We start from the raw sequence: 19,838 nt of genomic DNA on the forward strand, positions 1-19,838 counted from the left end.
CGCACTGATTATGACAACAGTTGCGGTTTTTTTACAACAAATAATTTAATTTTATTAGAAACAATAACCATTTTCAGCCACTAACTTGGCAGTAATTATTTCTCTTAAACCTACAATATTTGGCATATTAGTATATTTTGTAAAACGGCGTAATCCCATTAACATCATACGTTGTTCATCGCCTTCGGCAAAAGAGATAATGCTTTCTTTTCCTTTTTGAGTAACAATGTCTACAGCTTTGTACAAATACAATTTTGCCATTGCTATTTGTTCTTGTACTTTATCTTCACCTTGTTTTTTAGCTAACTTTTCAGTTCTAAGAACGGTGCTTTCTGCCATATAGATTTCGATTAATATGTCGGCGGCAGCCATTAATAATTGTTGATGTCCATCTAAATCAGGACCGTATTTTTGAACGGCACCACCAGCAACCATTAAGAACGCTTTTTTTAGTTTCCCAAGTAATTCTTTTTCTTCTGAAAAAAGTACTGAATAATCAGGTGTGTCAAAGGATGGAATTCCCATTAATTCCTCTTGAACTTTAGAAGCAGGACCTAATAAATCAATATGACCTTTCATGGCTTTTTTGATCAACATTCCTACCGATAACATTCTGTTTATTTCATTGGTTCCTTCATAAATACGTGCAATACGTGCATCTCTCCAAGCACTTTCCATTGGCGTATCTTCTGAAAATCCCATGCCACCATAAATCTGAATGCCTTCATCGGCACAATTTTGAACGTCTTCTGAAACAGCTACTTTCAAAATCGAACATTCGATAGCAAATTCCTCAACACCTTTTAACTCGGCTTCTTGATGTGATGTTCCTTCGGCTTCTCGCAATTTGATTCGGGTTTCGATATCTTTGGCGGCTCTATACGTGGCGCTTTCTCCAGCATAGGCAGAAGTTGCCATTTCGGCTAATTTGTATCTAATGGCTCCAAATTGAGAAATAGGTGTGTTAAATTGAATTCTTTCGTTAGCATAATTCACCGCATTAGAGGTTACTCTTCGTTGTGCATCTAAACAAGCAGCTGCTAATTTAATTCGTCCAACATTAAGCGCGTTCATCGCTATTTTAAATCCGTTTCCTCTTTCAGAAAGCATATTTTCAACTGGTACTTTAGTATCTGCAAAGAAAACCTGACGTGTAGAAGAAGCTCGAATTCCCAGTTTATGTTCTTCTTCATTCATTGTTATTCCGTTACTTGGGTCATTTTCAATAATGAAACCAGTAATATTTTTGTCATCACCAATTCTAGCAAAAACAATGAATAGTGAACAAAATCCAGCGTTAGAAATCCACATTTTTTGACCTGTAATCGAATATGTTTTTCCATCATCTGATAAAACGGCTTTTGTTTTTCCTGAATTAGCATCGCTTCCTGCTCCTGGTTCCGTTAAACAATACGCGCCAAACCACTCACCAGAAGCTAATTTGGGAACGTATTTTTGTTTTTGTTCTTCGGTTCCATATAATGTAATAGGCATCGTTCCAATTCCTGTATGAGCTCCAAAAGCAGTTGAAAACGAACCTGTTGCTCCAGAAATATAATCGCAAACCAAGCAAGTATCCACAAATCCCATTCCCATTCCACCATAAGATTCAGGAACGGAAACACTTAAAAAGCCCATTTCGCCAGCTTTACGCATTGTCTCTTCTGTAAAGGCATAGTCTTTCTTTTCAAAACGGTCTTTGTAAGGCCAAATTTCTTTATCCACAAATTCTTTAACTGAATCACGCATCATGATTTGTTCTTCAGAGAAATCTTCTGGCGTAAATACATCTTCGCATTTGGTTTCTTTTACTAGGAATTGTCCTCCTCTTGTTATATCGCTCATTTCTTTATTTTTTATTTAGGTTGATTATAGTAATTCATAAACTCCAGCAGAACCTTGTCCAGTTCCAACACACATGCTCACAATTCCGTATTTATCACCACGGCGTTTCATTTCGTCAAATAATTGTACCGATAATTTGGCTCCAGTGCAACCTAATGGATGACCAAGTGCAATAGCCCCACCATTCACATTGATAATTTCAGGATTTAAATTCAATTCACTAGTTACTGCTAATGCTTGCGATGCAAAGGCTTCGTTCAATTCTATTAATCCAATATCGTTTAATGTTAATCCAGCTTGTTTTAATGCTTTTGGGATAGCTTTTACAGGTCCAATTCCCATAATTCTTGGCTCAACACCAGCCGATGCAAAATTCACTAATCGAGCAATAGGGGTGAGGTTCAATTCTTTTACCAATTCTTCACTCATAATTAAAACGAATGCTGCCCCATCACTCATTTGCGATGAATTTCCAGCAGTAACAGAACCATCGGCAGCAAAAACTGGCTTTAAGTTTCCTAATGCAGCCATATTGGTATCGGCTCTTGGTCCTTCATCTTTTGTTACGGTATATGATTTGGTTTCTTTTTTGCCATTTTCATTGATGAATGTTTGTTCAACAGTAATGGGTACAATTTGTTTATCGAATTTGCCTTCAGCTTGCGCTTTTAATGCTTTTTGATGCGAATTGAATGCAAATGCATCTTGATCTTCACGAGAAATATTGAATTGTTTAGCAACGGCTTCGGCTGTTAAACCCATTCCCCAATAGTAATCTTCGTTTCCTGCTTTTGCAACAGCGTAATCAGGTGTAGGTTTGTAACCACCCATTGGAATAAAACTCATACTTTCTGCTCCACCAGCAATGATACAATCGGCCATTCCTGATTGAATTTTTGCTGTTGCCATTCCGATAGTTTCCAATCCAGAAGCACAATAACGGTTGACTGTTACTCCAGGAACATCGGTCACTTTTAGTCCCATAAGGGAAATTAAGCGTCCCACATTTAAACCTTGTTCGGCTTCTGGCATGGCGTTACCCACCATAACGTCGTCAATACGTTTCTTGTCGAAATCGGGTAATTCATTCATCATGAACTGAATGGTTTCGGCTGCCAATTCATCAGGGCGTTTAAATCGAAATAGTCCTTTTGGAGCTTTTCCAACTGCTGTACGATATGCTTTTACTATATATGCTGTTTTCATATTTTTATTTTTTGAGAATATAGACAGAATGAATATACATGAAAGACTTTTCTAAACAGTCTATTATCTCTTCGTCTATTTTCAATTATCTAATTTCTCAGTGGTTTTCCTTTAGTTAACATGTATTGAATTCGCTCCAATGTTTTTCTTTCCGTGCATAAACTCAAAAATGCTTCTCGCTCAATATCTAATAAATATTGTTCGGATACTAGAGTAGGTTCTGATAAATCTCCTCCGGCCATAACATAAGCCAGTTTGTCAGCAATTTTTAAATCGTGTTCGGAGATGTATTTTCCAGCTACCATTTGATTGGTTCCAACTAAAAACATTCCCAATGCTTGTTTACCCAATACTTTTACATCTTTACGTTGAATAGGTTGAGTATAGCCTTGTTCTGCCATTTGTAAAGCAACTTGTTTGGCAACAGCAATTTGGCGATCTTTATTCACTACAACTATATCTTTCCCTTTTTGTAAAACGCCGGTATCAAATGCTTCATAAGCTGATGTGGATACTTTTGCCATCGCAACGGCTAAGAAATATTCTTGTAAAACATTCAATTCTACATCGTTTTTATGGAACAAATCGGATGCCCGTAATGCCATCTCTTTAGATCCACCACCACCGGGAATTACACCCACTCCAAATTCTACCAATCCAATATAGCTTTCAGCTGCAGCTACAACTCTGTCGGCGTGCATGGTCATTTCGCAACCGCCACCTAATGTCATTCCGTGAGGTGCAACAATCACTGGAGTAGCCGAGTAGCGCACGCGCATCATTGTGTCTTGAAAATATTTAATAGCCATGTTCAACTCTTCGTATTCTTGTTCGACGGCCATCATAAATATCATACCGATATTGGCGCCGACAGTAAAATTGGCTGCTTGATTTCCGATAACCAATCCGTTGTATTCTTTTTCCGCTAAATCGATTCCTTTATTGATGGCAGCTAAAACATCCCCACCAATGGTGTTCATTTTGGATTGGAATTCTAAATTCAAAATACCATCTCCAATATCAGTAATTACAGCACCACTGTTGCTCCATACTTTTTTGTTTTCGCGGATATTGTTTAAAATGATAAAACTATCTTGACCTGGTACTTTGATTTGCGATTTTGTTGGGATATTATAAAAATAAGTCGCACCATGTTTAATAGTATAAAAGCTAGAACTTCCAGAAGCTAACATATCGATTACCCACCTTGCAGGTTGATATCCTTCGACTTGCATTAAGTCAATTCCTTTTTCAACACCAATGGCGTCCCAAATTTCAAACGGACCATTTTCCCAACCAAAACCTGCTTTCATAGCATCATCTATTTTATAGAATTCGTCAGTTATTTCAGGAACACGATTAGAACAATAGGCAAACATGGCAGCGAAATTTTTTCTGTAAAAATCGCCAGCTTTATCTTTTCCTTTTACTAAAACTTTGAAACGATCAATAGGTTTGTCAATAGTTTTGGTTAATTCTAAGGTTGCAAATGAAGCTTTTTTAGCTGGACGATATTCCAATGCATCTAAATCCAAAGACAAAATATCCTTGTCTACTTTTTTATAAAATCCTTGACCTGTTTTGCTTCCCAACCATTTATTTTCTATCATTTTATTGATAAAATCTGGTAATTTGAAAAGTTCGTGCGCTTCATCATTTGGACAATTGTCATAAATTCCGTTGGCAACATGCACCAAAGTATCCAATCCAACTACATCAACAGTTCTGAAAGTTGCCGATTTTGGTCGACCAATAACTGGACCAGTTAATTTATCTACTTCTTCAATGGTTAATCCCATATCTTTTACCAAATGAAACAAACTCTGAATTCCGAAAATTCCAATACGATTTCCAATAAAAGCGGGAGTATCTTTTGCAATTACTGAGGTTTTTCCTAAATATTTAGAACCATAATCGAAAAGGAAATCCAATACATCTTGGGATGTTTTTGGTCCTGGAATAATTTCAAATAATTTCAAATAACGTGCAGGATTAAAGAAATGTGTACCGCAAAAATGTGCCTGAAAATCGTCACTTCTCCCTTCACTCATAAAATGAATAGGAATACCTGAGGTATTTGAAGTTACTAATGTTCCGGGTTTACGGTAGATGTCAATTTTTTCAAAGACTAATTTTTTAATATCCAATCGTTCTACTACTACTTCAATAATCCAATCGTAATTGGCAATTTTAGGCATATCATCAGTAGTATTTCCGGTAGTTATTCTGCTAGCAAATTTCTGACTGTAAATAGGTGATGGGTTTGATTTTAATGCATTGGTCAAATGTTCATTTACCATGCGATTACGAACGACTTTACTTTCTAAAGTAAGTCCTTTTTTTTGTTCAGCTTCCGTTAGCGCATTTGGAATAATGTCTAAAAGCAACACTTCTAAACCAATGTTAGCAAAATGACAAGCAATTCCTGACCCCATAATTCCTGATCCGACAACTGCCACTTTTTTAATTATTCGTTTCATCATTATTATTTTCGTTAGGATTAAATATGTTTTTAAATTGTATTAGCTCATTTATGGTTTCGGAGACTTCAATAAAATGCTGTAATTTTTCCGAATCTACATTTAATCGTATTGTTTCATTGAATTTGAGTACAGTATTTTTTGAGAGTTCTCTTTTTTGTTTGCCATGTTCAGTAAGAAAAATTAGAACCCCTCTACCATCACTTGGATTTGGTTTTCTATAAATAAGCCCTTTTTCTTCCATAGACTTTAAAGTTCTGGTAAGGCTTGTAGCTTCCATTCCCATTTTAGGTCCTAATGTAGTTGATGGAGTGCCACCTTCTTTATCTATACTTAATAATGCAAATCCCGTCGCCATAGTCGCCCCATATTTTGCCGCTTCTTCGTTGTATAGTCTAGCAACTGCCTGCCAAGTAGACCGAAGAATATAATCTATCGTTTTATCTTTCATAATTTTACTATAACGATATCAAAGGTAATAAAAAATACTATGCACGCATAATAAATTAAAATTATTATTTTGTCAAATTTTATACAATTTAAAAAGGAATAAAAAAACTCCTCAAGAAATTGAAGAGTTTAAATATTAAATCATTTTTTTCCAAACATTTTTAAAATGACAATTACATGTGGAAAAGTAATGGAAGCTAAGAAGGAAAAAAACAAGGCATTAAATATTTTTTGATCTTTAAAAATAAAATACAATAATGCTATACCAGCAAGTGAAACGATCCAATAAACAAAAGCAGAACGGAAATACAATTTTAAATTTTCTAAACTGACTTCCCCGAAAAGAAACTTTATTTGATCAATTATTGAAGGGATACTGTGCCAAAAAATAAAATACAATGCAAAACCCCAAATAAGACTTGAAACTTTAAATAGTACAGTAAAAATAATTAAATAAAAAAGTTCTTTAAAAATATAGTTTTTGAATGTCGCAATTTTAAAGTAAAAAACAGAACTTAATAAAAAAAATGAAATCAATAAAATTTTTAAAACAAGAAAAAAAAAGGGAATTGGGATTACTAGACTTGTAATGGCCGTAATAATTATCTGCACCTCTTTAACATGAAATGAAAAAATCAAAAAGAGAATTATAAGTCCATACAACATTTGAAATACAATTTTTACAAACTGATTCTCTAATTTTAAGTGTTTATTCCATTGTTGTTCTCCAAAATGATAGCCACTTACTAAAACAAATAAAGTCAGTGCTAGCCAAGGAATAATGTAAAATAAAACAGCTCCTGCTAGAACAATAATTATATAATACATTAGTACCTTATAAAAATGAAGTGTATTATCTTTCGTCTTTACATTTTTTATTAGTTCTAAATCGTTTGCGCCATGTAGGATACCAAAAGTAAAAATCAATATATAACCTACCCAAACTTGGACATTATCAGGTAGATATGAATTTATCCATAATCCAAAAAAGCTAGTTACTATTGCAAAATTCGAATATTTACTCATTTAAAATAAATTTTGTTTAAAATTAGTTAAAAAATATTAAACAATATGCATTGTTGTTTGTTTAATTTTTTGTATGTTTGTTTAAACATTTATTATTATTAACAACTAAAAACTATTTATTATGACAAACTTAATGTTTATTCCATCATTAGTAACTAAAATGTTACCAGATGATTATGTAGGGTTTACTTTTTTTGTAGGGTGTATGGCCATGATGGCTGCATCAGCTTTTTTCTTTTTATCATTAAATCAATTTGATAAAAAATGGCGTACTTCTGTTTTAGTGTCAGGTCTAATTACATTTATTGCCGCAGTACACTATTTTTACATGAAAGAATATTGGGCTGAAATTGGAGAGTCACCAACTTTTTTCCGTTATGTTGATTGGATTTTGACGGTGCCATTAATGTGCTTAGAGTTTTATTTGATACTCAAAGTTGCAGGTGCAAAAACTGATTTGTTATGGAAAATGATTGCACTTTCTATTGTAATGCTTGTTACGGGTTACTTAGGAGAGACTGTTTATTCTGATAATGCAGCACTTTGGGGGGGCATTTCTGGATTGGCTTATTTTGTAATAGTATATGAGATTTGGTTAGGAAGCGCATCTAAATTAGCGGCAGCAGCTGGTGGTGATGTTTTAGCAGCTCACAAAATTTTATGTTGGTTTGTACTTGTTGGGTGGGCTATTTATCCATTAGGATATATGTTAGGAACTGACGGATGGTACACAAGCATCCTTGGTAAAGGAAGTGTAGATGTAGCATACAACATTGCCGATGCAATCAATAAAATTGGTTTTGGTTTAGTTATTTACAACTTAGCTGTAAAATCTCAAAAAGATTAATTTTTTTAAATACCACACAATCCTAAACCGAGTCACAAATGTCTCGGTTTTTTATTTAATTTAAGTCAAATTATTTTGTATTTTCGTAATAATTGAAAATCTAAATTTATCATGAAAAAAATATTGTTGTTCTGTACATTGCTATTATTATGCAATTTTACATTTAGTCAAAAAAGTTCAACTTTTAAAAAAGTAACTTCATCAAATGCTCTTGCTAAAATCGAAAATATTTCTGCTGAGGTTGTTAAAAATAATTTTTATCTATTCATAACAAATAAAGGCGGAAAAAAGGATACCATTTTATTAAAAAAGTTTGAAGAAAACAAATTGCCTTTACAATGTAAAATTTCACCTTTTATGGCTAAAGGGATAAAGTTGTATAGTGTGTCTTGGATAGAAAATAAAATTACTGAAACCAAATTAAAAACGGAAGATGCAACAACAACATTAACCGAGATTTGCGATGTGACTTCTAAAACTAAATTGTTATCTAATACGCAAACGGTCACTAAAATTAAAGAAATTCATTTCTTAGATGCCAAGCAAACTGTTTCTGAAACCATACAAAAAGTAAGAAATGAAGGTTTTGCTTTAAGTTTAACAAAAGAAGGCGATGTGATTCTGAAAAATAAAACACAGGAAAATAAAATGACTTACAATCCTACTGAGAATAAGTTTGTAAATATATTAATTACTTCGACTCCAAAAAAGAAAAAACAATAATTGGTAACATTTTTTTCTGGTTACATAACAAATATTAAAGTTCAGAATAGGTAAAATTTTTATACAAATCAATTAATAAACAAAAAATGAAAAGAGAGAATATATTGACAGGTTCACCATGGGAAGACAAAATGGGTTACTGTCGTGCAGTTCGAATTGGTAACATTGTTGAAGTTTCTGGAACGGTAGCTATTGTTGATGGAGAAAAAGTAAAAGCAAATGATGCTTTTGCACAAACTATCAATATTTTAGAGCGGATAGAAAAAGTACTTGAAGATTTAAATGTAAGTATGAAAGACGTGATTCGTACCCGAATATTCACTACTGACATCACAACTTTTGAAGCTGTAGCAACAGCTCATGCCACTTTCTTTAAAGACATAAAACCAACTACAGGTTTTTATGAAGTAAGTAAACTAGTAGCTCCTGAATATTTGGTTGAAATAGAATTTACAGCAGTGATTGCTTAAAAACAGATACATTAAAGAAACCTTAAAAATTACATTTTAAGGTTTCTATTTAATAATTATTTATTCCGCAACCTTAATCTCAAACATTTTATCCCAATATTTACCAGTAACAAAAATGGAATTTGTTTTTGGGTTAAAGGCAATTCCGTTCAAAACTTCGGCTCTACTATATTTTAATTTTTTTCTTAAATCGGTTAGATTTAAAATGGCTTCGACAGTTCCGCTATTGGGATTAACAACTGCAATAGCATCTTTTTGCCAAATATTACAGTACAATTTTCCCTTTATCCATTCCAATTCATTTACACTTTTAATTTTACTATTGTTTGTATACACATTAATATAATCAATCATCTTTTGAGTTTCAGGATTCATTTTCCAGATTTTCTCAGTTCCATCTGATTGATACAAATATTTTCCGTCATTTGTCATTCCCCAACCTTCAATTTGTTTGTCGTAAGAAAATGTTTTTTCTACCTTCCAAGTATCCACATTATAAACAAAACCTTTAAGCTCTTTATACGTTAATTGAAAAATTTTATTGTTTAAAATAGTAATTCCTTCAGCAAAATATTGGTCGTCAATTTTTAAGTTCCTATAAACTTTTCCAGTTTTATAATCTGTTTTAAAAAGTTTAGATCTATTGTATTGCCCACCACTTTCATATAAAGTATCTCTAAAAAATTCTAAACCTTCAGTGTATGAAGTAGTATCATGTGGAAAAGTATTCACTATTTTATAGGTTAACAACTTCGGTTCTACATCCGAAACCAATTCAATTCTTACAGTAGTCTCAACATTTTCACCTTCAAAATAGACTAAAGCTTTCAAGTTTTGATACCCTAACTTTTTCCCTTTAAAGTCAAAACGAACTTTTTCAACTCCTTTTTTAGAAGCTATTTTTACATCATTTACATAATAAATAATACTGTCAATTTCTTTGTTTTGAGTATTTAGAATTTCAAGAAATAAGGATTCATTGGGTTTAAATTGTTCCTTAAATTCCGATGAGTTAAAGCTAAAATAGCTTGCTGAATCTTTTCCTTTACTTCCACAAGAAAAAAGAGTTATACCTAATAAAATGATTAATAGAATGTTATGGTTTTTCATTAGTCTAATTTTAAAGCTGCAATATACAATAGTAATTTATAAGTTTAATTCCATTTGCAAAAATACAAAAAGATTGTATATTTGCACCGGCAAGTCCTACACGACCAGCTCCTGCAAACTCCTCCAGGATGGGAACATAGCAAAGGTATGTGGTTGAGCGGTGCGATGTAGGTCGCTTGCCTTTTTTTAATCTTCCTTTTCGGAGGATTTTTTTTTGAGTAATTCGGAGCATCTATTTTCGGCATTTTAGCAATCATATTCCCGCTATCGCCTATAGTCGTTCCTACGACACGAGCTATTTGTCTCACACTAGCAAAGCGAACTGGCGAAGCACTCGGGGCTAAAGATGATTTTTAGGATTCTGTAGTTATTTTAATTAAAGAATCAAAATAACTACATTTACACTTTTAAATTAAACAATGAACAAAGTAGTTCTCATTACCGGTGGTTCATCAGGAATAGGAAAAGCTGTAGGAGAATTTCTGCATCATAAAGGTCTTGTTGTTTATGGCAGCAGTCGAAATCCTGAAAAAATCACTAATTCTATTTTTCCGCTACTCGCTTTAGATGTTAGAAATATAGAAAGTATAAAAGAGGCAATTGCCAAAGTAATATCAATTTCTGGTCGTTTAGATATAGTTATCAATAATGCTGGAGTGGGAATCACTGGACCATTAGAAGAAATCCCAACAGAAGAAATTAGGAATAATTTTGATACCAATTTTTTCGGACCAATAGAAGTCATGAAAGCGGTTTTACCTCAAATGCGCTCTCAAAATTCAGGATTAATAATCAATATAACTTCAATTGCAGGTTACATGGGGTTACCATATCGCAGTGTTTACTCAGCCTCTAAAGGAGCATTAGAATTAATTACAGAAGCTTTACGCATGGAAGTCAAATCATTTGGCATTCAGATTACGAATGTTGCTCCAGGAGATTTTGCTACCAATATTGCTACTGGACGATTTCACGCTCCATTGATTAAAGGATCAGCATATGAAATTCCGTACGGAAATATCTTGAAAATGATGGATGATCATGTTGATAATGGCAGTAATCCTAATGAAATGGCAGAAGCAATTTATTCGATTATTCAAAACCCAAATCCTAAAATTCATTATAAAGTAGGATTGTTTATGCAAAAGTTCTCCATTGTACTAAAAAGAATACTGCCTGATAAAGTGTATGAAAAAATGCTAATGAATCATTATAAATTGTAATTTTGCACTCGCGTAAAGGATTGAAGCGGAAATCCTTTTCCTTTCTTAGGAAAAGATTGTAGCGTAAAGCCTGACCCGAAGTTGCGAGGAAACGAGCAAATTACGGGTTACGCCCTAAAAAATAAACATTAAATATAAGTATACATATGAAATTTTTTATAGACACAGCTAATTTAGCTCAAATTAAAGAAGCACAAGCCTTAGGAGTTTTAGACGGAGTGACGACTAACCCAAGTTTGATGGCAAAAGAAGGAATTACTGGTAAAAACAGTATTTTGAAACATTATGTTGATATATGTAATATTGTTGACGGTGATGTAAGTGCCGAGGTTAATGCTTTAGATTTTGCAGGAATGATTAAAGAAGGCGAGGAGCTGGCTGATTTGCACGAACAAATAGTGGTTAAATTGCCAATGACCAAAGAAGGTGTTATGGCTGCTAAATATTTTTCTGATAAAGGCGTTAAAACTAATGTAACTTTAGTGTTTTCTGCCGGGCAAGCTTTATTAGCTGCTAAGGCTGGAGCAACTTATGTTTCTCCTTTTATAGGCCGTTTAGATGACGTTTCTACAGATGGTTTAGCACTTATTGAAGAAATTCGATTAATCTATGATAATTATGGTTACGAAACCCAAATTCTTGCAGCTTCTGTTCGACACACAATGCATATCGTAAATTGTGCTAAAATAGGTGCTGATGTGATGACGGGACCACTTTCTGCAATTCATGGTTTGTTAAAACATCCTTTAACTGATATAGGTCTGGCTCAGTTTATTGCCGATTTTGAAAAAGGAAATAAATAATTTTTTTCACATTATTAAGAACAAGCAAGAAATAAGAAAGCGATTTTCATAATCTGAAAATCGCTTTTTGTTTGTATTACTATTAAAAGTGAATAATTTTACTTCAAATTAGCTTCAAAATTCACATCAAATATATTTGTAAAGGCATTTTTAATTGTAGTATCAGAGTTTAAAACTATTGCTCTATGTACTTTCATAATCGCCCATTTGGCTTTAAGATCTTCAAAATCATAGCTTCTTAACTCGATACAAGTATCAAATTGATATTTTAATAAATTAGTATTCCATTCGTTTTGATTGTTGTCTAAACTTATAGCAATAAATTGATAATCAGGATGTTTTAATTTAAGGTCTGCAATTTTTTTGTGGGCAGCAATTAAATGAGAAGTTAGTTTTTCTGTCCAAAAGAAAATTACTGTTTTCTTTTTAAGAAATGAATTAGATGAAAGTATATTTCGATCTTTATCTATTAACATAACTTCAGGTAATGCATTTCTAACTTTTAGCAATTGAATGGCATGACCAATTTTTTGAATTTCATTTTTCTTACTTTTATCCGTAGAGTATTTATTATAAATTTCAAGAAATTTTTGATTATTAACCATATTTTGATCTTCTAATAAATAAGAAAAAGCAATGTTGTTAAGAATCGTGTTTTTTACTTTTTTGTTTTTAATTAAGGTATCGGCAATATTAAGTTTATTGATATTTGTTTTTAATTCTAAATCTAAATCTGAAAAATGATTGTGATAATTTATACTACCTACATTATTCAACATGTGAGATAAATACATAATATAAGGAGAAAAATTCGCTAACTCTTTACAATTAAAATTGATTGATTTTCTAAAATCATAATAATTTTTTGGTAAATCTTCATATAAATCGATTCCCGTTCTGATTTTATGAATTATTGGATACATTTCTTTTTTTGAAAAATAATGAAAATCTAAAGCCGCTTTTGCGAAAGTATCAAAGCCATCACTCCATTTTATGTGCTCTTTTTTTGTGGTGTAATACTTTTCAGAAATTGCATAGACGGAATCTATATTTTTATTAAATTTCTGAAAATCATAATCAAAAACATCAAATAGAGTGCTTCTGTCTTTTTCGTTTTTGAGATACAAGTCCATTAAAAAATTGTTTTTTTCATCTCCTCTACCACAATAAACAATAGATTCATCAAACTCTTTTGAATTAATATGAACCATTATACTATCATTCTTATCAAAATAAACGTATTGGTATTCGGGTTCATTTTTAAAGGTATACAAACCTGGAGTCAGTGAATCAAATTTTATAAAAAAACGATTGTTAGCATCAATTTTAAGGGTGTCAATAACTTCTGAATCTCTACAAAATAAAATATAAGGATTATTTGCATTGGTAACTTCTCCACCAAAATAGGCAGTATAATTATCTCCTTTAAACTCTTTATTACAGGAACTAAAAAAAGTAATACATGTTAGAGAAAAAAAGAGGTAATGTGTAGCGTTTTTAAAATGCATTTGAGACTAGGTTATCATACAAAAATATTTAGTTGATGTTAATATTACTGTTAATACATAGTTAAATAAATCCTTATTAGAATTGTAGCTTTTTAAGGTATTTAGCTTCAATATTTTTTCTACTTTTGCAAAAAATTTAATAATAAAGATTTCATGTTAGCAATAAATAATTTATCAGTTCAGTTTGGCAAAAGAATATTATTTGACGAAGTAAATACCACATTTACCCATGGAAATATTTATGGTGTTATTGGAGCCAATGGTGCTGGTAAATCTACATTTTTAAAAATAATTGCTGGCGATATTGATCCAACTTCGGGTCATGTTCATTTGGAGCCTGGAAAACGAATGTCGGTTTTAAACCAAAACCATAATATTTTTGATGAACATTCGGTTTTAGAAACGGTAATGATGGGTAATAAAATTTTATTTGCTGTAAAAAAGGAAATGGACGCTCTCTACCTGGATTATAATGATGAAAACGCTGATAGAATAGGGGAGTTGCAAGTGCAATTTGAAGAAATGAATGGTTGGAATGCCGATTCGAATGCAGCAGCAATGTTATCTAATCTAGGAATTTCAGAGGAATATCATTACACATTAATGGCTGATTTAGATGGGAAATTAAAAGTTCGTGTGCTTTTAGCACAAGCGCTTTTTGGTAATCCCGATTTGTTAATTATGGATGAGCCAACCAACGATTTAGATTTTGAAACTATCGCTTGGTTAGAAAATTTTCTTGCTAATTATGAAAATACAGTTATTGTAGTTTCTCACGATCGTCACTTTCTTGATGCCGTTTGTACACATATTTCTGATATCGATTTTGGAAAAATAAATCACTATTCAGGAAACTATACTTTTTGGTATGAATCTAGTCAGTTAGCCGCAAAGCAAAGGGCACAGCAAAATAAAAAAGCCGAAGAAAAGAAACAAGAACTAGAAGAGTTTATCCGTCGTTTTAGTGCAAACGTAGCCAAATCAAAACAAGCTACTTCTCGTAAAAAGATGATTTCTAAATTAAATATTTCTGAGATAAAACCTTCAAGCAGAAGATATCCAGCAATTATTTTTGATCAGGAACGAGAAGCTGGAGACCAAATTTTGAATGTTCAAAATCTAAGCGCTTCAACTGATGGAGAAAATTTGTTTACAAATGTCGATTTAAATATGGCTAAAGGCGATAAAATCGTATTGTTCTCTAAAGATTCTAGAGCGTGTACTGCTTTTTATGAAATTTTAAATGGCAATCAGAAACCAGATTCAGGAACTTATGATTGGGGAATTACTACCAATCAAGCTTATTTGCCCCTAGACAATCACTCTTTTTTCGAAAATGATTATTCTTTAGTCGATTGGTTGCGTCAGTGGGCAAAAACAGAAGAAGAACGAGAAGAAGTAAATATTCGCGGTTTTTTAGGCAAAATGATTTTTTCTGGTGAAGAAGCATTAAAAACAAGCCGTGTATTATCTGGAGGCGAAAAAGTACGTTGTATGCTTTCTCGAATGATGATGGAACGCGCCAATATATTAATGTTAGACGAACCAACGAATCATTTGGATTTGGAATCGATTACGGCTTTCAATAATTCATTGAAAAACTTTAAAGGTTCTGTTATTTTTACCACACACGATCACGAGTTTGCTCAAACAGTTGGGAATAGGGTAATTGAGTTAACTCCAAAAGGTGCTATAGACCGCTACATGACTTTTGATGATTATTTAGATGATGAAAGAGTACAGGAATTGAGAATCAAGATGTATTCTTAAAAAGCCAAAGGCAAACGTTTACCCCCAAAAACAACCGTGCTTGTCTTCATTTATGACTTTTATGAATTCCTTTAAGCTTTTTACTTTTAAATTTGGCTTGTAGCCATGCCATTTCATGTCTGACATAAACCAAAAAACTGCCCAAGTGGTATCTTTTTGAATGTAGGTTGCTTTAGCAATTTTACATTCTATTTTTTCAGTAGGATTATTCCATTTTGGACGAATCTCAAAAACAATAACACATTGATTTTCAATTCTATAATTAAGGTCTAGTTGGTCTCTAATTTCTTCTGGCGGACGTGAATTAATTAAAAACCCTTCCATTACTTCAATTATTTCTATTTGATTTTCAAATGCTAACGCCATATTATATTTTTAATTTCAATTTATATTTACAAATAAGCGATATAGTCTTTATGTGATTTTACAAAAGAACTTAACAAAATGGAAGCTGTCTTATCTTTAATATTTGCTAATTCAGTTCTGCTAAAAGTATCAAAAAAAATATTTTATATTAGTTTTTTATAATTAATTATATGAAAATCAATTGACCAATCTGAGGATTGTTTTTCTTTAACCTTTTCATTAAAAACACAAATAATTCTTTTATGATAAGAGTACTTTTTTATTTTTTCAAAAAGAATTTTATAACATCTTCTTCTCCTTCAATATAAAGCAAAACTCCAGTTATTTCATTGTTGATATTACTTCTTCTAGAATGTTTAGAAGCGAATCAATTTCATTTTCTTCTAAAAGATTTACTCATGAACTCATAATAAATGATTCTATACATAAATTAATCAATTAAATAATCCACACTAATTTAGTTTGTTTTTTTTAATTTGTATCGAAATTAAATTAAATTCGATATTTAACCTTATTAATTGTTAAATTTTTAATTCATAAGATACAATATTAAAATATCCTTACATTTGTATGCTAAATTTTAATCTTGACATAAAGATATAATATTGTATTTATAATTTCTAAGGTATCGTTTGTTAATTCCAAATCATGAAAAAAAACACCCAAATTCACATTTTATTTTTAATACTAAGTCTATTTTTCATACATTTTTCTTACAGTCAGAATAATATTTCTATTTCAAAAAGATCTCCTTCTGGAAAAGTTCGTTGTTCATCGGTTGAATATGAAAAATATTTAAAATTAAAAAACCCTAAAAGAGCAACTAAGGATGAATTTGAAAATTGGATTGCTCCTAAAATAATTGAACTTAAAAAAAATCAATACGTACAAAAAACAGCAGCTACTATTATTACAATTCCAGTAGTAATTCATATTATTCATAATGGAAATGCCATTGGGGTTGAAGAAAACATCACTGATGCCCAGGCTCTATCACAAATTACAGTTTTAAATCAAGATTTCAGAAGACAACTTGGGACTCTAGGTTACAACACAAATCCAGTAGGAGCCGATATTGAAATAGAGTTTTGTATGGCTCAAAGAAAGCCTAATGGAACTGCAACGAATGGTATAGATCGTATAAAAAGGTCAACAGAACAATACGCAACTATGGATGAAACTGAAAATATGAAAGCGGCTACACAATGGGATCCAAAGAAGTATTTTAATATTTGGACAGTTTATTTTTCAGATGATAATAATACTGAACAGTATGGAACTTTAGGATATGCTCAATTTCCGAGTACTTCCAGCTTGACAGGAATTGACGTTGATGGAGGAGCCGCTAATACTGACGGTGTAATTATTGATTATAGAAATTTTGGCACTTCAGATATTGCGACTGGTCCATATTCACAAGGGTATGATAAAGGGAGGACAGCTACGCACGAAATTGGCCATTGTTTTGGTCTTGTTCACATTTGGGGTGATGGAAACGGAAATCCTGATACTGGTAAAACAGATTGCAGTGCAACCGATTACTGTGCAGATACTCCGCAGTCAGGTTATGAACATTATGAGTGCGGTACTTTTGATACTTGTAAAACTAAACCAGGTAGGGATATGAATGAAAATTATATGGATTATACCGAAGATGCCTGTATGAATATCTTTACTTTAAATCAAAAAGAAAGGATTACAGCTGTAATGAATAATTCTCCTAGAAGAAAAGAGTTAAAAACTTCGAATGCATGTTCACCACTTTTATCATCTAATAAATTTGATTATTTGAATGGTATTTATTTGTTTCCAAATCCTACTAAAAACGTGTTGAATATTTCAGTTTTACGGTCAGAATTGCCTAATAGCTATACAATTTATAATACTTTAGGACAAGAAATCGAAAATAGAAATGTTCAAACCAGTGCCGATTTAAAAATAAATACAAGCTCTTATACTAAAGGTTTTTATTTAATTAAAATTGTTAAAGAGAACGCTTCTAAAACATTACAATTTATAAAAGAATAATTAAAAACTTAAAGATTAAAAAGGAACTTTACATCAGAGTTCCTTTTTTTATGAATTGAACTTTAGTAAAAATATAAATACGGCATTATAAGACTTAAATTTTCAAATCCACAAAATATATTCTATTTTAGCATTATTAAAATTTTTATGATAATGATAACAGAAGCTCAGTTTCAGAATGAATTGCAACTCATTATAAAAAATGCGATACGTGAAGATGTTGGCCCTGGAGATTTTAGTTCTTTGGCTTGCATTCCAAAATCTGCAACAGGAAAAGCAAAGTTATTAGTAAAAGATGAAGGCATAATTGCAGGTGTTGATTTCGCAAAAATGATTTTTGAATATATAGATTGCAATCTTCAATTCGAAGTTTTTATTCAAGATGGAATGCCTGTAAAATATGGCGATGTAGTTTTTCATGTTTCTGGCTGTTCACAATCTATTCTTAAAGCAGAACGATTAGTACTCAATTCTATGCAACGGATGTCTGCAATTGCAACAAAAACGAATAATTACGTTAAACTCTTAGAAGGAACCAACACTAAAATTCTCGATACTCGAAAAACAACACCTGGTTTTCGTGCTTGTGAAAAATGGGCAGTTACAATAGGTGGAGGTGAGAACCATCGTTTTGCTTTATACGACATGATTATGCTTAAGGATAATCATAATGATTTTGCTGGAGGAATTACAATGGCCATTCAAAAAACAAAATCTTTTCTAAAAGTGAACAATCTCGATTTAAAGATTATTGTAGAAGCAAGAAATCTTGAAGAAATAAAAGAAATTTTAAAAAACGATGGCGTTCATAGAATTTTAATAGATAACTTTAATTATGAAAACACAAGAAAGGCAGTTCAGTTAATTGGTAATCAATGCCAAACGGAATCGTCAGGAAATATCAATGAAATTACCGTTCGTCATTATGCAGAATGTGGTGTAAATTATGTTTCCTCAGGAGCATTAACACATTCTGTTCACAATATGGATTTAAGTTTAAAGGCAACTGAATAAATTTAGATGTTTAGAAAATAATAAATCAAGACTCCATTCATGTCGCAAGAAATAGAAATTAAATTAAAGAGAATTCCTATAGTCAGAAACCTAATACAGGTATTAAAGATGATAAAACTTCCTTGGCTACAAGGGTTGTCGTTTTATGATTTATTAGAATTTTATATTTTAGGAATAGTAGAAGGCGCATTATCTTATCACGCCAGTGCTGTAGCTTTTAGTTTTTTTATGGCATTGTTTCCTTTTGCACTGTTCATTTTAAATCTAATTCCATATATACCTATAGAAGGATTTCAGGTTGATTTTCTAGAATTTGTAAAAGAAGGAGTTCCTCCAAATACTTATGATGCAATTTATAAAATCATAAGCGATATTCTAAACAATAGTCATTCAGGATTATTATCTTCTGGATTTTTATTGTCTATTTTCTTAATGGCAAACGGCTTAAACGGAATATTAGGTGGTTTTGAATCTTCTCGACATGTACTAAATAAAAGAGGTTTTTTTCATCAATATTTGGTTGCTTTAGGAATGTCATTACTACTGTCTTTACTTTTATTGGTTACAGTAGCGATTATCGTTGTTTTTGAGGTTTTAATTCAACAAACTATTATTCAAGATGTAGTAAGCGATTCTATTCCTTTAATTGTTTTAGGGCGTTATGCATTTGTAATCCTTATGATTCTGATAACTACATCTATACTTTTTAAGTTTGGAACTATAAACCATAAAAATAGAGCCTTTATTTCTATAGGTTCAGTATTTACTACTGTACTTATTATTCTATCGTCATATATATTTGGAATTTGGGTCATTAAATTTTCAAAATACAATGAATTGTATGGTTCAATAGGAACATTATTAATTATGATGTTTTACATTTGGATAAATTGTATGATCCTTCTTCTAGGATTTGAATTGAATGCTTCTATAGAGAAATTAAAAAAGAAAAATTCAAATTAATCACTT

At 31.7% G+C, this 19,838-nt stretch carries 17 protein-coding genes and 1 other RNA gene; 10 read left to right on the plus strand and 8 right to left on the minus strand.

Features of this window, described 5'->3' with window-relative positions; translation table 11 throughout:
* Positions 1 to 54: 54 nt before the first annotated feature.
* The 5 genes from F6464_RS00865 to F6464_RS00885 form a co-directional block, all read right to left on the minus strand.
* On the minus strand, positions 55 to 1,845 hold the full coding sequence (locus tag F6464_RS00865; RefSeq protein ID WP_151105860.1) for an acyl-CoA dehydrogenase family protein: 1,791 nt from the start codon (positions 1,843 to 1,845) through the stop codon (positions 55 to 57).
* A 24-nt stretch (positions 1,846 to 1,869) separates the two neighbouring features.
* A complete protein-coding gene (locus F6464_RS00870; protein ID WP_151105861.1) occupies positions 1,870 to 3,051 on the minus strand; it encodes an acetyl-CoA C-acyltransferase in 1,182 nt (393 codons plus the stop codon).
* 89 nt (positions 3,052 to 3,140) lie between these two features.
* Positions 3,141 to 5,531 carry a 3-hydroxyacyl-CoA dehydrogenase/enoyl-CoA hydratase family protein gene (locus F6464_RS00875; RefSeq protein WP_151105862.1) on the minus strand — a complete coding sequence of 797 codons (2,391 nt, stop codon included), beginning with the start codon at positions 5,529 to 5,531 and terminating at the stop codon, positions 3,141 to 3,143.
* Positions 5,515 to 5,982 carry a MarR family winged helix-turn-helix transcriptional regulator gene (locus tag F6464_RS00880; protein ID WP_151105863.1) on the minus strand — a complete coding sequence of 156 codons (468 nt, stop codon included), beginning with the start codon at positions 5,980 to 5,982 and terminating at the stop codon, positions 5,515 to 5,517. Before F6464_RS00880 ends, F6464_RS00875 begins: the two co-directional genes overlap by 17 nt.
* Before the next feature lie 140 nt (positions 5,983 to 6,122).
* A complete protein-coding gene (locus F6464_RS00885) occupies positions 6,123 to 7,007 on the minus strand; it encodes a Brp/Blh family beta-carotene 15,15'-dioxygenase (RefSeq protein WP_151105864.1) in 885 nt (294 codons plus the stop codon).
* Between the two features lie 121 nt (positions 7,008 to 7,128).
* Here F6464_RS00885 and F6464_RS00890 point away from each other — a divergent pair, with 121 nt between their 5' ends.
* From F6464_RS00890 to F6464_RS00900, 3 genes are all read left to right on the plus strand, one after another.
* The gene (locus F6464_RS00890) at positions 7,129 to 7,854 is read left to right on the plus strand and encodes a bacteriorhodopsin-like (RefSeq protein ID WP_151105865.1); all 726 of its coding nucleotides are present in this window, start codon (positions 7,129 to 7,131) and stop codon (positions 7,852 to 7,854) included.
* A 111-nt stretch (positions 7,855 to 7,965) separates the two neighbouring features.
* Positions 7,966 to 8,577, plus strand: coding sequence for a hypothetical protein (locus tag F6464_RS00895; protein WP_151105866.1), 612 nt, complete (start codon positions 7,966 to 7,968; stop codon positions 8,575 to 8,577).
* A gap of 86 nt (positions 8,578 to 8,663) precedes the next feature.
* Positions 8,664 to 9,047 (plus strand): RidA family protein, encoded by a 384-nt coding sequence (locus F6464_RS00900; RefSeq protein WP_151105867.1) that lies wholly within the window; start codon positions 8,664 to 8,666, stop codon positions 9,045 to 9,047.
* Between the two features lie 60 nt (positions 9,048 to 9,107).
* Here F6464_RS00900 and F6464_RS00905 read toward each other — a convergent pair whose 3' ends face one another.
* Positions 9,108 to 10,157, minus strand: coding sequence for a glutaminyl-peptide cyclotransferase (locus tag F6464_RS00905; RefSeq protein WP_151105868.1), 1,050 nt, complete (start codon positions 10,155 to 10,157; stop codon positions 9,108 to 9,110).
* 87 nt (positions 10,158 to 10,244) lie between these two features.
* On the opposite strand from F6464_RS00905, the gene ffs reads away from it, so the two are divergent.
* The 3 genes from ffs (at position 10,245) to fsa (ending at position 12,183) form a co-directional block, all read left to right on the plus strand.
* Positions 10,245 to 10,342, plus strand: an RNA gene (gene ffs, locus F6464_RS00910) — signal recognition particle sRNA small type.
* A 234-nt stretch (positions 10,343 to 10,576) separates the two neighbouring features.
* A complete protein-coding gene (locus tag F6464_RS00915; RefSeq protein ID WP_151105869.1) occupies positions 10,577 to 11,380 on the plus strand; it encodes an SDR family oxidoreductase in 804 nt (267 codons plus the stop codon).
* Positions 11,381 to 11,526: 146 nt separating this feature from the next.
* On the plus strand, positions 11,527 to 12,183 hold the full coding sequence (fsa, locus tag F6464_RS00920) for a fructose-6-phosphate aldolase (protein WP_151105870.1): 657 nt from the start codon (positions 11,527 to 11,529) through the stop codon (positions 12,181 to 12,183).
* 98 nt (positions 12,184 to 12,281) lie between these two features.
* Here the strand turns inward: fsa and F6464_RS00925 are convergent, their stop codons facing one another.
* Positions 12,282 to 13,691 (minus strand): thioredoxin-like domain-containing protein, encoded by a 1,410-nt coding sequence (locus F6464_RS00925; RefSeq protein ID WP_151105871.1) that lies wholly within the window; start codon positions 13,689 to 13,691, stop codon positions 12,282 to 12,284.
* A gap of 153 nt (positions 13,692 to 13,844) precedes the next feature.
* On the opposite strand from F6464_RS00925, the gene F6464_RS00930 reads away from it, so the two are divergent.
* Positions 13,845 to 15,461 (plus strand): ABC-F family ATP-binding cassette domain-containing protein, encoded by a 1,617-nt coding sequence (locus F6464_RS00930; protein WP_151105872.1) that lies wholly within the window; start codon positions 13,845 to 13,847, stop codon positions 15,459 to 15,461.
* A gap of 18 nt (positions 15,462 to 15,479) precedes the next feature.
* On the opposite strand, the gene F6464_RS00935 is transcribed toward F6464_RS00930, so the two are convergent.
* On the minus strand, positions 15,480 to 15,827 hold the full coding sequence (locus F6464_RS00935) for a DUF3024 domain-containing protein (protein WP_151105873.1): 348 nt from the start codon (positions 15,825 to 15,827) through the stop codon (positions 15,480 to 15,482).
* Between the two features lie 648 nt (positions 15,828 to 16,475).
* Between F6464_RS00935 and F6464_RS00940 the strand changes: the two genes are divergently transcribed.
* From F6464_RS00940 to F6464_RS00950, 3 genes are all read left to right on the plus strand, one after another.
* Positions 16,476 to 17,855 (plus strand): T9SS type A sorting domain-containing protein, encoded by a 1,380-nt coding sequence (locus F6464_RS00940; RefSeq protein ID WP_151105874.1) that lies wholly within the window; start codon positions 16,476 to 16,478, stop codon positions 17,853 to 17,855.
* A gap of 153 nt (positions 17,856 to 18,008) precedes the next feature.
* Positions 18,009 to 18,869: a carboxylating nicotinate-nucleotide diphosphorylase gene (gene nadC, locus F6464_RS00945; RefSeq protein ID WP_151105875.1), complete on the plus strand. Its 861-nt coding sequence runs from the start codon at positions 18,009 to 18,011 to the stop codon at positions 18,867 to 18,869.
* A gap of 39 nt (positions 18,870 to 18,908) precedes the next feature.
* Complete coding sequence (locus tag F6464_RS00950; RefSeq protein WP_151105876.1) at positions 18,909 to 19,832, plus strand: YihY/virulence factor BrkB family protein; 924 nt, start codon at positions 18,909 to 18,911, stop codon at positions 19,830 to 19,832.
* Positions 19,833 to 19,838: the final 6 nt, after the last annotated feature.

The sequence above is a fragment of the Flavobacterium luteum genome, assembly GCF_008806775.1.
Taxonomy (GTDB): domain Bacteria; phylum Bacteroidota; class Bacteroidia; order Flavobacteriales; family Flavobacteriaceae; genus Flavobacterium; species Flavobacterium luteum.